The sequence below is a fragment of the Enterovirga sp. CN4-39 genome, assembly GCF_049446235.1.
GTDB lineage: Bacteria > Pseudomonadota > Alphaproteobacteria > Rhizobiales > Beijerinckiaceae > Enterovirga.
The window spans coordinates 75,640-89,577 of record NZ_JBMSEF010000015.1 but is presented as its reverse complement, the minus strand read 5'-3'; the positions used below and the strand labels follow the sequence as shown (position 1 = coordinate 89,577).

14 protein-coding genes are annotated in these 13,938 nt (G+C 69.3%); 4 read left to right on the top strand and 10 right to left on the bottom strand.

Translation table 11 applies throughout. The features are described 5' to 3' along the window. Positions 1-16: 16 nt before the first annotated feature. The 8 genes from ACO2SS_RS21375 to argH all read right to left on the bottom strand — a co-directional run bounded on the left by ACO2SS_RS21375 (position 17) and on the right by argH (position 8,552). Positions 17-961: an electron transfer flavoprotein subunit alpha/FixB family protein gene (locus ACO2SS_RS21375; protein ID WP_423279848.1), complete on the bottom strand. Its 945-nt coding sequence runs from the start codon at positions 959-961 to the stop codon at positions 17-19. Positions 962-986: 25 nt separating this feature from the next. Continuing rightward, on the bottom strand, positions 987-1,736 hold the full coding sequence (locus ACO2SS_RS21370) for an electron transfer flavoprotein subunit beta/FixA family protein (protein ID WP_423279847.1): 750 nt from the start codon (positions 1,734-1,736) through the stop codon (positions 987-989). A gap of 144 nt (positions 1,737-1,880) precedes the next feature. Continuing rightward, positions 1,881-2,456, bottom strand: a complete 576-nt coding sequence (locus tag ACO2SS_RS21365) for a cob(I)yrinic acid a,c-diamide adenosyltransferase (RefSeq protein ID WP_423279846.1) — start codon at positions 2,454-2,456, stop codon at positions 1,881-1,883. A gap of 40 nt (positions 2,457-2,496) precedes the next feature. Further along, complete coding sequence (locus ACO2SS_RS21360; RefSeq protein WP_423279845.1) at positions 2,497-2,694, bottom strand: twin transmembrane helix small protein; 198 nt, start codon at positions 2,692-2,694, stop codon at positions 2,497-2,499. A gap of 18 nt (positions 2,695-2,712) precedes the next feature. Further along, on the bottom strand, positions 2,713-5,316 hold the full coding sequence (locus tag ACO2SS_RS21355) for a TIGR02302 family protein (RefSeq protein ID WP_423279844.1): 2,604 nt from the start codon (positions 5,314-5,316) through the stop codon (positions 2,713-2,715). A 106-nt stretch (positions 5,317-5,422) separates the two neighbouring features. Beyond that, positions 5,423-6,691, bottom strand: a complete 1,269-nt coding sequence (lysA, locus tag ACO2SS_RS21350) for a diaminopimelate decarboxylase (RefSeq protein WP_423279843.1) — start codon at positions 6,689-6,691, stop codon at positions 5,423-5,425. Positions 6,692-6,718: 27 nt separating this feature from the next. After that, a complete protein-coding gene (gene lptM / locus ACO2SS_RS21345; RefSeq protein WP_423279842.1) occupies positions 6,719-7,096 on the bottom strand; it encodes an LPS translocon maturation chaperone LptM in 378 nt (125 codons plus the stop codon). A gap of 61 nt (positions 7,097-7,157) precedes the next feature. Then, complete coding sequence (gene argH / locus ACO2SS_RS21340; protein WP_423279841.1) at positions 7,158-8,552, bottom strand: argininosuccinate lyase; 1,395 nt, start codon at positions 8,550-8,552, stop codon at positions 7,158-7,160. Between argH and tlpA the strand changes: the two genes are divergently transcribed. After that, positions 8,551-9,201, top strand: coding sequence for a thiol:disulfide interchange protein TlpA (gene tlpA, locus ACO2SS_RS21335; protein WP_423279840.1), 651 nt, complete (start codon positions 8,551-8,553; stop codon positions 9,199-9,201). The genes argH and tlpA overlap by 2 nt on opposite strands. Positions 9,202-9,286: 85 nt before the next feature. After that, entirely contained in the window at positions 9,287-9,475 is a 189-nt protein-coding gene (locus ACO2SS_RS21330; RefSeq protein WP_423279839.1) for a hypothetical protein, read from the top strand. A 99-nt stretch (positions 9,476-9,574) separates the two neighbouring features. Here ACO2SS_RS21330 and ACO2SS_RS21325 read toward each other — a convergent pair whose 3' ends face one another. Next, positions 9,575-11,248, bottom strand: coding sequence for an acyl-CoA dehydrogenase family protein (locus ACO2SS_RS21325; protein ID WP_423279838.1), 1,674 nt, complete (start codon positions 11,246-11,248; stop codon positions 9,575-9,577). Positions 11,249-11,305: 57 nt separating this feature from the next. Beyond that, positions 11,306-12,238, bottom strand: coding sequence for a DMT family transporter (locus tag ACO2SS_RS21320; protein WP_423279837.1), 933 nt, complete (start codon positions 12,236-12,238; stop codon positions 11,306-11,308). Positions 12,239-12,279: 41 nt separating this feature from the next. Here ACO2SS_RS21320 and ACO2SS_RS21315 point away from each other — a divergent pair, with 41 nt between their 5' ends. Further along, positions 12,280-13,170 (top strand): YihY/virulence factor BrkB family protein, encoded by an 891-nt coding sequence (locus tag ACO2SS_RS21315; RefSeq protein WP_423279836.1) that lies wholly within the window; start codon positions 12,280-12,282, stop codon positions 13,168-13,170. Between the two features lie 2 nt (positions 13,171-13,172). Next, a complete protein-coding gene (locus tag ACO2SS_RS21310; RefSeq protein ID WP_423279894.1) occupies positions 13,173-13,928 on the top strand; it encodes an RNA methyltransferase in 756 nt (251 codons plus the stop codon). The last annotated feature ends 10 nt before the right edge of the window (positions 13,929-13,938 follow it).

The window sequence follows — 13,938 nt, the reverse complement described above, 5'->3', positions numbered from 1 at the left end:
CTTTGCGAGCGCCCGGTCAGCGTTGCGTCTTGCCCAGCTCCTGGTCGAGCTCGGGCAGGATCTTGAACAGGTCGCCAACCAGTCCGTAGTCCGCCACCTGGAAGATGGGGGCTTCCTCGTCCTTGTTGATGGCGACGATCACCTTGGAATCCTTCATCCCGGCGAGATGCTGGATCGCCCCGGAGATACCGACCGCAATGTAGAGGTCGGGCGCGACCACCTTGCCGGTCTGCCCGACCTGCCAATCGTTCGGAGCATAACCCGCATCGACGGCAGCGCGCGAGGCGCCCATGGCGGCCCCGAGCTTGTCCGCGATCGGCTCGATATAGGTCTTGAAGTTGTCGACCGAGCCGAGCGAGCGTCCGCCCGAGATGATGATCTTCGCAGCGGTCAGCTCCGGCCGCTCGCTGTGAGCGATCGCCTCGCCCTTGAAGGTCGAGACGCCCGGATCCTCGCCGCCGGAGACGGCTTCCACGGCAGCCGAGCCACCTTCGCCGGCGGCCTTGAAGGCTGCGGTGCGAACCGTGATCACCTTCTTCGCATCCGTCGCCTGGACGGTCTGGAGAGCGTTGCCGGCATAGATCGGCCGCTCGAAGGTGTCGGCCGACTCGATCTTGGTCACGTCGGAGACCTGCATCACGTCGAGCAGGGCGGCGACGCGGGGCATCACGTTCTTTCCCGTGGTCGTCGCGGCGGCGACGAGCGCGTCATATTGCGGGGCGAGCGACACGATAAGCGCGGCGAGAGGCTCGGCGAGCGCATGGCCGTAGCGGGCGTCATCGGCGAGGAGGACCTTCTCCACACCCTCGAGCTTCGCGGCGGCGTCAGCGGCGGCCTGGCAGCCCGAGCCCGCAACGAGGATATGGACGGGCGCGCCGAGCGCCTTGGCGGCGGTCAGCGCCTTCTTGGTTCCATCGGCCACGGACGCGTTGTCGTGGTCGGCGACGAGCAGCGTTGTCATCTATCCGTTCCTGTCCGCGTAGCCGTCAGAGGACGGCCGCCTCGTTCTTCAGCTTTTCCACGAGCTCGGCGACGGAGCCGACCTTCACGCCAGCCTTGCGGCCACCCGGCTCCGTGGTCTTCAGCACCTTCAGGCGAGGCGCGATGTCGACGCCCAGCGTCTCGGGGCTCGTGTCGGCGATCGGCTTCTTCTTCGCCTTCATGATGTTGGGCAGCGAGGCGTAGCGCGGCTCGTTCAGGCGCAGGTCCGTCGTGATGATCGCGGGGAGCTTCAGCGTCAGCGTCTGCAGGCCGCCATCGACCTCGCGGGTCACATCCACCGAGCCGTCGGCCAGCTCCACCTTCGAAGCGAAGGTGCCTTGCGGCCAGCCGAGCAGGGCGGCGAGCATCTGGCCCGTCTGGTTGGCATCGTCGTCGATCGCCTGCTTGCCCAGGATGACCAGCTGCGGGCTCTCCTCGGCCACCACGGCCTTCAGGAGCTTGGCGACGGCGAGCGGCTCGACGGTCTGGTCCGTCTTCACCAGGATGCCGCGATCGGCCCCCATGGCGAGCGCGGTGCGGATCGTCTCCTGCGCCTGCTGCGGGCCGATGGAGACCACGACGATCTCCGTGACCTTGCCGGCTTCCTTCAGCCGGATCGCCTCCTCGACGGCAATTTCGTCGAAGGGGTTCATCGACATCTTCACATTCGCGAGTTCGACACCGGAGCCGTCCGGCTTCACGCGAACCTTCACATTGTAATCGATGACCCGCTTGACGGGCACGAGCACCTTCATCGGAGATACGTCCTTCGATCTCGACCTGTGAAATGGGCGCGCAGCTTTTCGGCCTTGCCGCCGCTTGCCGGACCCTCAATCACGAAAGGGGGCGGACGGTAAAGGCGCCACTGCACGAAAGCAACGCGAAGAGCCCTGCCCAGCCTAGCGATTCTGCCCCGGGACCCAGAGGACGTCGGCCGCACCGCGACCATTCGCGTGCCGGGCGGCGACAAAGAGCAGGTCCGAGAGCCGGTTCAGGTATTTGATGGTGGTGGGGGACACGAACTCGTCGTCCTTGGCGGCCAGCGCGGTCACGAGACGCTCCGCGCGCCGGCAGACGGTGCGGGCGAGGTGCAGGTAGGCCGATGCCGGCGACCCGCCAGGGAGCACGAAGGAGCGGAGCGGCTCCAGCCCGTCGTTCATCGCGTCGATCTCGGCCTCGAGCCGCTCCACCTGCGCGTCCGCGACGCGGAGATCCTCGCGGCCCTTCCGTTCCACCTGGGGCGTGGCGAGATCCGCTCCCAGATCGAAGAGGTCGTTCTGGATGCGGGCGAGGATCCGGTCGAGCTCCGGATCGGCGCCGGTATGGAGGCGGGCGAGACCGATCGTGGCGTTCGTCTCGTCCACGGTCCCGTATGCCTCGACCCTGAGATCGTGCTTCGGCCGGGTCTCGCCGCCGATGAGAGCGGTGCGGCCGCCGTCGCCGGCGCGCGTGTAGATGCGATTGAGCGCTACCATCGGTCTTCGTCTCGGTTCGGCAGGGTACCGGACGCGTTGTCTACGAACCGGACCCGCCGCGCCACCACAGGACGAGCATGATCAGCACGATCGCGGCGAATTGCAGCATCACGCGCAGGCGCATCAGCTTCTGCGATTTCTGCGCCGGGCCGCCCCGCATCATGTTGACCAGGCCGAGCAGGAGCACGCCGGCGACGGCGAGCGTGGCGAGAAGAACCAGAAGGCTCGATCCTGACAAAGTCTTTGATCCTGAAACTCAGTTCCGCCGGAGCAGGCGTTCGAAATAGTCGAGCTCTTCCTGCGGACGCGTGGGGTCGCCGAGCTTGCGCCGAAGCTCTTCCAGGATTCGCCGCGCCCGTTCAACGGCCGATTCGTTGACGCCCGGGATTCGGACGCGACCATCGGAGAATTCCCGGCTCCGGGTGGGGCGGCCGAGCGGGTCGTCGTTGCGGGGATCGTTCTGGGCCCGTCCCTGCGGATTGCCGGGCCCGGTAGGCTCGCCGCCTTCACCCTCGCCCTCGTTCTGGCCCATCATGCGCTGCATCTGCTGGGCCATGCCCTGCATGCCGCGCTGAAGGCCTTCGAGCGCGCGGCCCTGGCTCTCGACCGCACTGCCTTCGCGGCCCTGGCCGAGCTGGCCCTCCGCCTCGCGCATCGCGCCTTCGGCATCCGAAAGGCCCTGCTCGCCCTGCATGCCCATCCCGCGCATGCGCCGCTGCATCTCCTGGAGGCGCTCGCGGAGGGCCTGCTGGCGGCGGCTCAGGCCCTGGCCCTCCTGGCCCTCCTGGCCGTTCTCCGCGCCTTCCTGCTCGCCCTCCTCGCCCTCCTGACCTTGCTGGCTCTGCTGCCCGGGCTGCTGCCGCTGTCCCGGGCCGCGCTGCCGCTGGCCTTGGCGCGTGCCCTGGCGGTCGCGCCGGTTCTGTCCCTGGCGGAAGGTTTCATCCCGGAGCTGCTGCTGCTCCCGGATCATGTCGTCCATGTCCTCCATCTGGCGGTTCATCTCGCGCGCCATCGGGTCGCTCATGCGGGAGTTCGGCCGGGCTGTGCGGAGGTTCTCGAGAATGTTCTTCAGCTGGTCGAGCAGGCGCTGCGCCTCGGCCATATCGCCCCGGCGCATCGCGTCCTGCATCTCGTTCAGCATGCGGTTCAGGTCGTCCTGGCTGATCGTGCGATCGAGCGCGCGCGACGACTGCTGCTGATTGTCCTGCGGCTGGTTCTGCATGCGCTCGGCGAATTCGCGCAGGAACCGGTCCATCGCCTGCCGCAGCTCTTCCGAGAGGCGCGCGATCTCCTGCTCGCCGGCTCCGCGCTCCATGGCCTCGCGCAGGCGCTCTTGCGCGGCCCGCAACTCGCGCTCGGCATCCGAGAGATCGCCTTCCTCGATCTGCAGGGCCATGGCCCACAGCCAATCGGCCACTTCGGTCAGGGCCGCGTCGTTCCGGGCACGGCGGAAGCGATCCGAGGCCGCCCGCAGGCCGAGGAAGACGCCCCATTCGGGCGTGAACCGCTCGGGTGCGATGAGAAGCGAATCGAGCGCGATCTGGACCGGCCGGCGGTTGTCCGGATCGAGGATGATGTTGCGGCGCTGCTCGACGAGCGCCTTTGCGAGCGGCTTCGTGAAGGGACGCTGCGGCAGGGTGAAGTCGATCGTGGCGCTGCGGCCCTCCTGATCCGCTTCGTCCTTGGCGACGAGCGTGATCTTCACGCGGGCGCCGGCCCAGGGATGGGCCGTGAGATCCACCCCGGCCTTCGTCTCCTCGCCGGACCGCGGGTCGGCCGGGAGCGTGAGGGCGATCCGCGGCGGCGGGACGAGCGACCGGCGGCCGGCGCCTTCGGGTTTTTCGACCAGGCCCTCGGCGCTGCCGATCCCGTAATCGTCCTTCATCGTGTAGGCGAGGGAGAAGGTCCCGCGGGCGTTCACCTCCGGCGGGCCGGCGATCGCGACCTCTGGCGGGCGATCCGGGATCGCCTCGACCAGGAGCCGCATCCCGCCGGTCAGGCCGGTCTTGATCCCGAGATCCGTCGAGCCCGTGATCTTGAAGCGAGTCTCCTTGAGGTCCGGCTTCTGGTCGTCGGCTCCCTTCAGGGGCGCAAGGCCCGGCCCGGGCTGAAGCTGGGCCTCACCGCGTCCGGCGACTCGGATCACGAGGGTCGAGCCGACAGGCGCCTTCAGGTGCTGCTCGCCCGCCGCAAGGTCGATCATCAGCGGCGGCAGTCGCGTGTAATGCGGCGGATCGATCCAGCCATCAACGCGGAACATGGCGCCGGCTTCGGCGGGACCGCGCCAGTCGAAGGCCGCGCCGATCCGTCGTCCGGCTTCCGGGCCCGCGACGAACAGCGCCGCGACGGCCGCGACGAGGGCGGCTGCCCGAAACGCGCGCGGATCCCGGCGGGGCATGTTGGGATGGGGCGGCGCCACCTCCAGCCGACGAATGGCGGCTTCGGCCCGCTTGCGATGCAGATCCCAGAGCGCGCGGCTCGCCGGGTCGTCCGTTCCGAGCGCGAGACTGTCCTCGAAGCTCCGCGCCGGGCGGTGCCCGACCGGGGAATCACGGTCGAGCCGGTCCAGCGCCTCCTCGCGCGGCGGGGGACGGACACGCAGAAGCGGGTATAGCGACGCCAGGAACAGGAGGCCGAAAGCCGCGAGCCCGACCTGCTTCCAGAGCGGCGTGAGGTCGAGCCAAAGCCCCAGCCAGGACGCCGTCAGGAAGGCGAGGACAACCGTGATGGGCGGCCAGAGCGCGGGCCAGAGCCGCTCCCACAGGAGCGCCCGGCTCGCGCCCGAGACGAGCGCGTCGAGCCGTGCCCGCGCCGGAGGTTTCGCAGGCGTAGTCGAGGTCGAGCCGCGCGTCAGGCGCATCTCGGCCTGGGAAAAGCAGAAGCGCTCACCGGCCGACGATAGCAGCTTTCGCGGCCCTGGCCAGCGCGGCGGACGGGCGCGGCCCCTACCGTACGGTGTGCCCGGCTCAGGAGAGCCAGTTCGGCAGCCGGTCCATGCCGATCAAATCCTCGTAGGTCTGGCGCGGCCGGACGACCGAGAACCTGTCGCCGCGCACCATGATCTCGGGCACGAGCGGGCGGGTGTTGTAGGTACCGGCCTGAACCGCCCCGTAGGCTCCCGCCGTCATGACGGCCAGCAGGTCGCCGGGCTTCACCTCGGCCATCTCGCGTCCGAGCGCGAGGTAATCGCCGGTCTCGCAGACGGGGCCGACCACGTCCGCCCTGATGCGGGCCGTACCCTCGCCGGGTTCGGCGACGGGCACGATGTCGTGATGGGCCTCGTAGAGCGTCGGGCGGATGAGGTCGTTCATGCCCGCGTCGACGATCACGAAGGTGCGGTTCTCGCCCTGCTTCACGAAGACCACCCGCGTCACGAGGATCCCGGCATTGCCGGCGATCATGCGGCCGATCTCGAAGACCAGCTTGAGGCCGAGGCCGCGGGTCTTCTCCTTGACCACGGCCGCGAAGGCCTCCGGGTCCGGGGGAGGGGGATCGTCGTGGCGGTAGGGGATGCCGAGCCCGCCGCCGAGATCGAGATGGTGCAGCCGGTGGCCGTCGGCCATGAGGTCGCGGGCGAGCTCGACGAGGAGTTCGGTCGCGTTCGCGTAGGGCGCGAGGTCGGTGATCTGGCTGCCGATATGCATGTCGATGCCGGCGACCCGCAGGCCCGGCAGCCGCCCCGCCGCCGCATAGGCGTCGCGGGCGCGGGAGATCGGGATCCCGAACTTGTTCTCGCTCTTGCCGGTCGAAATCTTGGCGTGGGTCTTGGCGTCGACGTCCGGGTTCACCCGCACGGAGATCGGCGCGACCTTTCCCTTCGACAGGGCGACCTCGGAGAGGGCTTCCATCTCGGGCTCGCTCTCGACGTTGAAGCAGAGGATCCCGGCATCGAGCGCCGCGGCCATCTCCGCCCGGGTCTTGCCGACACCCGAGAACACGATCTTGTTCGCCGGAACGCCCGCGGCGAGAGCCCGTCGCAACTCGCCCTCGGAGACGATGTCCGTGCCGGCGCCGAGCCGCGCCAGCGTCGCGATGACGGCCTGGTTCGAATTCGCCTTCACGGCGTAGCAGACCAGCGCGTCCGTATCCGAGAAGGCCTCCGCGAAGACGCGGTAGTGCCGCTCGAGCGTCGCCGTCGAGTAGCAGTAGAACGGCGTGCCGACCTCGTCGGCGAGCGCGCGCAGGTCGACGTCCTCCGCGTGGAGGACGCCGTGCCGGTACTGGAAATGGTGCATGGCTAGGGGTCTGGACCCGCTTTCCTTCTAGAGCAGCGGGTCGAGGATGAAGGGCTCGTTCGGGACCACGTAGGCGCGGTTGCGCTTGCGGGGCGTCGGGTTGGGCGAGGGCACGACCGACTGCATGTCCGTCTCGCTCTCGTCCTCCTCGGGCGTATCCTCGACGAGGGCGGCCGGGCTGGTGGACAGGGCCGTGCTGGGGGCGGTGCCCTGGACGGCGCTGCTCCGGTTTCGCCGCAGCCGCGGATCCGCCGGAACCGTGGTCTGCGCAGGCGGGGAGACGCCCGCAGCCTCCGGCGGCTCCAAGGGCCCGCGCCGGCCGCAACCGGAGAGCACCAGCGCGATCAGGATCGCCGTGGAGGTGACGAGCAGGCCTCGTCCGGGTGAGCGCATCTGTCGTGTCATCGGATCGTTCCGGCGGTCGCCGCGCAGCTTAAGCACAGGGCGACGACGGAGGCGAGACTGCTCAGGCCTGGGCGCTGGCGCGAAGCCGGCGGAGCCAGCCCTCGGCCTGCTCCCGCACGTTCTCCGGGGCGGTTCCGCCATAGGAGCGGCGGCTGCGCACGGACGCATCGACGCCGAGCACGCCGAAGACCTCGTCCGTGATGCGAGGCTCGACGCCCTGCATGTCCGCGAGGGTCAGGTCCTCCAGACCGACGCCCCGGCCCGACGCGATCCCGACGATGCGTCCCGTGACATGGTGCGCGTCCCGGAAGGGCAGGCCCAGCGCCCGGACCAACCAGTCGGCGAGGTCGGTCGCGGTGGCGTAGCCGGCTCCCGCGGCCTTCCGCATCGCCTCCGCATTCGGCTTCATGTCGCGCACCATGCCGGCCGTGGCGGCGAGGCAGAGCGACAGCGTCTGCATGGCGTCGAAGGCGCCTTCCTTGTCCTCCTGCATGTCCTTGCCATAGGCGAGGGGTAGGCCCTTCAGGACCATCAGCAGCCCCTGCAGGGCGCCGGCGACGCGACCGGTCTTGCCGCGCACGAGCTCCGCCGCATCCGGATTGCGCTTCTGCGGCATGATCGAGGAGCCGGTCGTGAAGGCGTCCGACAGCGCGATGAAGTTGAACTGGGGCGTCGTCCAGAGGACGATCTCCTCGGCGAAGCGCGAGAGGTGAACGGCCGTGATCGCGGCCGCCGAGAGCGCCTCGAGGGCGAAGTCGCGGTCGGAGACGGAATCCAGCGAGTTCGCGGTCGGACGGTCGAAGCCGAGCGCCTGCGCGGTCATGTGGCGGTCGATCGGGAAGGAGGTTCCGGCGAGCGCGGCGGCGCCGAGCGGACATTCGTTGAGGCGCTTGCGGGCATCTGCAAATCGCCCGCGGTCGCGCGACAGCATCTCCACATAGGCCAGCATGTGGTGGCCGAACGTCACGGGCTGCGCCGACTGGAGATGGGTGAAGCCGGGCATGACGAGGTCGGCATGCGCCGCGGCAGCCTCGGTGAAGGCCAGCATCAGGTCGGCGATCTGCCCGTCGATGGCGTCGAGCGTGTCGCGCATCCAGAGCCGCATGTCGGTCGCGACCTGGTCGTTCCGGGAACGGGCCGTGTGGAGGCGGCCGGCATCGGGGCCGATCAGCTCCTTCAGCCGGCTCTCCACATGCATGTGGATGTCCTCGAGCGAACGCGACCAGGTCATTTGGCCGGCCTCGATCTCGCCGCGGACGGTTTCGAGCCCCTTCGAGATCGCCTCGACGTCCGCCTGAGGCAGGATGCCCGTCTTGCCGAGCATGGCGGCATGCGCCAGGGAGCCACGGATGTCCTGCGGCGCGAGCTTCTTGTCGAAATCGATGGAGGCGTTGATCTCCTCCATGATCTCGGCCGGGCCGCTCTCGTAGCGCCCGCCCCACATCCGGTTAGACATGTCGAAAACCCTCGCCCGCACGCCTCGCCGCCGGCCCGTCCTGGCCGGCATCGCCGTGCTCGCACTCGCAGCTGCAGGGGCCGGCCTATACGGGACTGGCTTGCTGTCCGGCAACAGCGCCGAGGCGAGCTGCTCGGCTTCCGCGCCTGTGCTGGAGCGCTTGCGGCCCCTCGCGCAAGGGGAGGTCGCCGCCTTCGAGGTCTCGCGCGAGCCGGTCCGTTCTCCCAGCCTCTCCTTCATGGCTCCCGACGGCAGCCGGCGCGATCTCGACAGCTTCCGTGGCCAGACCGTTCTCCTGAACCTCTGGGCGACCTGGTGCGAGCCCTGCAAGCGCGAGATGCCGGCGCTGGACAAGCTCCAGGCGGAACTCGGGGGGGCGCGGTTCGAGGTCGCGGCGGTGAATATCGACACGCGCAACATCGAGCGCCCGAAAGCCTGGCTCGATCAGGCGGGGATCAGGAGCCTCGCCTATTACACCGACCACGAGGCGAAGATCTTCCAGGAGATGCGCAACGCCGGGCTGGCGGAGGGCATGCCCACGACGATTCTGGTGGACGCGAATGGATGCCGGCTCGGCCGCCTGTCCGGGCCGGCCGAATGGGCCTCGCCCGACGCCCTGAAGCTCATCCGCGCGGCGATCGGCTCCTGAGGCGCTCGCCGTCCGCCCGGGAGCGGACGGGATCGGTTCCGGCCGCTGCGCGTTGCCTGCGTACGAAACAGGCCGGAGACGACCTATGAACCTGGACACGCAGAAATCGGGCGAGGCCGATGCCCATCGCAAGACGGGCTTCGGCGCGAAGGCGAGCCCGAATGATCACAAGCTGCCCGAGAACTCCAAGGAGAACCTCGACGAGAAGCTCGACCACGCCGTGGACGAGACGTTCCCGGGGAGCGACCCCGTCTCGGTGAAGATCACGAAGTGACGGGCAACGCCCCTCGCCGTCCTCGGGCCTGACCCGAGGATCTCGGGACGGAGATGGAGATGGCCGGGTCAAGCCCGGCCATGACGGGGCGCGGTGGGGCTACTGGCTCTCCAACAGCCGCCGCGCGATGACCTGGGCCTGGATCTCGGCCGCGCCCTCGAAGATCGACAGGATACGGGCGTCGCAGAGAAGGCGGCTCACCGGATATTCGAGGGCGAAACCGTTGCCGCCGTGGATCTGCAGGGCGTTGTCTGCCGCCGACCAGGCGATGCGGGCGGCGAGCAGCTTCGCCATCCCGGCCTCGAGGTCGCAGCGCCGTCCCTCGTCCTTGGAGCGGCCGGCAAAATAGGTGAGCTGGCGGGCGATGTGGACCTCGACCGCCATCATGGCGATCTTGTCGGCGACGCGCGGGAAGGCGATCAGCGGCCGCCCGAATTGCTGCCGCTCCTGCGCATAGCGGAGCCCGACATCAAGGGCCGATTGCGCGACCCCGACCGCCCGGGCCGCCGTCTGGATGCGGGCCGATTCGAAGGTCTGCATGAGCTGTCGGAAGCCCTGCCCCTCGACCTCGCCGAGGAGGTTGCTGGCCGACACGGCGAAGCCGTCGAAGGCCAGCTCGTATTCCTTCATGCCCCGGTAGCCGAGGACCTCGATCTCGCCGCCGGTCAGGCCCTCCACGGGAAACGGGTCGGCATCGGTGCCGCGCGGCTTCTCGCCGATGAGGATCGACAGGCCCTTGTAGCCGGGCTCGTCGGGGTTCGTGCGCACCAGGACCGTCATGATGTCGGCGCGGACCGGATGCGTGATCCAGGTCTTGTTGCCGTGGATGCGCCAGGTGTCGCCGTCCTTCACGGCGCGGGTCTTCAGCGAGGCGAGGTCGGAGCCCGTGTTCGGCTCGGTGAAGACGGCCGTCGGCAGGAGCTCGCCGGACGCGATGCGGGGAAGGAAGCGTGCCTTCTGCTCCTCCGTTCCGCCGCCGAGGATCAGCTCGGCCGCGATCTCGGACCGGGTCCCGAGCGAGCCGACGCCGATATAGGCCCGCGACAGCTCCTCCGAGACGACGCACATGGAGACCTTCGAGAGGCCCATGCCGCCATGCTCCTCCGGGATCGTGAGCCCGAAGACGCCGAGCTCGGCCATCTGCTCGACCACCGGAAGGGGGATGTATTCGTTCTTCAGGTGCCAATGATGCGCGTGCGGCTCGACCTCGGCCTCCGCGAAGCGCCGCATCTCCGTGCGGATCGCCTCGAGCGTCTCGTCGAGCCCCGGATCGCCGATCACGCCGACGCCGACCTGGCCGATCAGCTCGACGAGGCGCGCCCGGTTCTCGGCCGTGTTGCCGGTCTCGATCAGGGTCTCGATCGCGTCGGTGCGGAAGCGGGCGGCTTCACGGCCAGGCAGGCCGACATCGGCGAGCCGCGCCGTCTCGACCTGGCTCATCGGGATGCCCGAGAAGGCCTGCTCCAGGTACTCGCCGAGACCGATGCGGACGAGCAGCGATTCCGTTTCCCCGAACCGGCCTTCGGCGCTCATCCGCTCGGCATAGGAGGCGAGCTCGCCGATCGCGGTGGCGTAGGTCGAAAGCCAGGCGAGCGCGTGCGCGGCATGCTGCTCCGCATCGAGGCGAGCCGACGACAGCCGGCCGTTCTCCACGAGCCGATCGCGCAGCCGGCGCCCCGCCTCGGCGACCAGCGCCTGTACGTCGATGGCGGCCGTCCGGGCGAGTGAGACCAGATCCTCGGCTGGCGGGGCGGACGATGGAACGGCGGACATGGACTGACCCTCGAACGATGTGCGCCGCACCATACGCGGATTGATCCCGATCGGTAGTCAGGCTCTCGCGGCCAGCGCTACGCCAAAAGCAGCAAGCAGCATTCCGAGGAGCTGTATCCCGCTCAGCGTCTCGCCGAACAGCGCATAGCTCATCAGGGCCGAGACGGGAGGCACGAGAAAGAGCAGGGACGACACGCCGACGGCGGCGCCACGGCGGAGCATGATGAGGAGAAGCGCGATCGCCCCGATCGACAGAGCGAAGATCGACCAGGCCATCCCGAAGAGCAGGGGAGGGGCAGGCTCGATGCGCATCTCCTCCGTCGCAAGGCTTCCCAGCCCGACCACGACGGCCGCGCCGACATATTGCAGCGCCGTCCCGGAGCGGAGATCGAACTTCGTGCCGGTTCGCTTCTGCCAGAGCGTGCCCGCGGTCATCCCGGCGAGACTCAAGAGGGAGACGACGAGCGTCGCGGCGGGATACCCGCCGTCCCCGCCGATCTTCGGCCCGAGCACCAGGGTGATTCCGACAAAGCCGATCGCAACGCCGACCCAGCGGCGCAGCGAGACGATTTCCCCGAGCAGCGGGCGAGCTAGGAGGGCGACGAGGAGCGGCTGTGCGCCGGCGATCAGGGCGGAAATCCCGGCCGGCAGCCCGTGCCCGATCGCCCAGAACACGCCGCCGAGGTAAATGCCGTGGAGGAGGACCCCCGCGATGAGGGCGTCACGCCATCCGCGCCTGCCCTTCGGCCATGGCGCACCTGCAAGCAGCGCAAGGCTCGCCAGGATCGCGGCCGCGAGAATGAACCGTACCGTGAGGAAGATCAGCGGCTCGGTATAGGGCGCGACAAGGCGGGCCACCACGAAGCCGGTGGCCCAGATCAGCACGAACGCGCCGGGAATCAGGATCGTTTCGAGGCGCGCCGGCATGTCGGAGCGCGCATAGCGCAGCGGGGGGCCGCTGGCGAGCGCGGTCGCCTTCCCGACTTGCACGCTCGGGCTCCTCCTGCCATCTGCCCCGCGGAAGGCCGACCGTGTTCCGTCCACGCATCTTTCTCGAGCTCCTCTCGCTCGCCTTCCAGCGCTTCGTGCTGCATGACGGCTGGGCGATCGCGAGTCATATTGCGCTCTCGGCGCTGACCTCGCTGTTCCCGTTCCTGATCCTGCTGACCGCCCTCGCGCCGCTGTTCGGCACGGCGCCGCTGGCGGACGAGGCCGCCAACATCATTCTCGAAGCCTGGCCGAAGGAGGTCGCCGGCCCGATCGCGAACGAGGTCCACAGCGTCCTCAGCCAAAGCCGGCGGGACGTGGTGACCTTCGGCGCCATCCTGGCGCTCTACTTCTCGTCCTCGGGCGTCGAGAGCCTCCGGGTGGGCCTGAACCGCGCCTATGGCATCCGCGAGGTGAGGGCCTGGTGGGTCACGCGGCTCGAATCCATCGCCTACGTCATCCTGGGGGCCTTCGCGATGCTCGGCTTCGCCTTCCTCGTCGTCCTCGGCCCCTTCTTCTACCGGTGGATATCCGCGCGGCTCCCCGCGCTCGAACCTTTCGACGTGACCATCGCATTCCTGCGCTATGGCATCGCCACGACCCTGATCGTCGGGGCGCTCGCGGTGGCGCACAAGTTCATCGCCGCGGGGCGGCGGCGGATCCTGGACATCCTGCCCGGCATCATGGTGACGCTCGGCTTGTGGCTCCTGGGCGGGCTCGCCTTCAGCCGCTACCTGGAGAGCTTCTCGGGGGCGTATTTCACGACCTATGGCGGCCTCGCGACGGCCATGATCGCGCTCGTGTTCCTCTATTGGCTCGCGGCCATGTTCCTGTTCGGCGGAGAGCTCAACGGAACCGTGATCGCAGCCAAGCGGCTGAAGCTCGGGCACAATCCGGACCCCGCCAAGCTCGGCGCCCTGATCGAGATGCCGTGACGATGCCCGGAGCAGCCGGCCGGCCCGAGGGGCCGGCGATCATCCTCGTCGAGCCGCAGCTCGGCGAGAATATCGGCATGGCGGCGCGGGCCATGGCCAATTTCGGCCTCCGCGAGCTCCGTCTCGTCGCGCCGCGGGACGGCTGGCCCAACCCGGCCGCCGCGGCGGCCGCGGCCGGCGCGACCGGCCTGCTCGACGCGGCCCGGGTCTACCCGAGCACGGCCGAAGCCGTCGCCGATCTCCATTTCGTGCTGGCGACGAGCGCCCGCTCGCGGGGCCAGATGAAGCGCGTCCTCGCGCCCGATGCGGCGATGGCCGAGCTCGCCGAGCGCGGCGGGAGCGGGCAGGGCGTCGGCATCCTCTTCGGACGCGAGCGGACGGGGTTGGAGAACGACGACATCTCCCTCGCCGATGCGCTGGTCACCTTCCCGGTCGATCCCACCTTCGCGTCCCTCAATCTGGCGCAGGCCGTGCTGCTCGTCGGCTATGAATGGACGCGAGCCCGGACCGGCCTTGCGCTGCCATTCGCCGCCAATCCCTCGGCGCCGCCGGCGAGCCGCGCGTCCCTGATCGGCCTGTTCGAACACATGGAGGCGGAGCTCGATGCGGCGGAGTTCTACCCGGCCGACAAGAAGCCGGTCATGAGCCGCAACATGCGGGACATGTTCCACCGGATGAGCCCGACCGAACAGGATGTGCGGACCTGGCGCGGGGCGATTCGCGCGCTCGCCGAGCTGCGGCGCAAGCGAAAAGCGTAACGACCCTTCA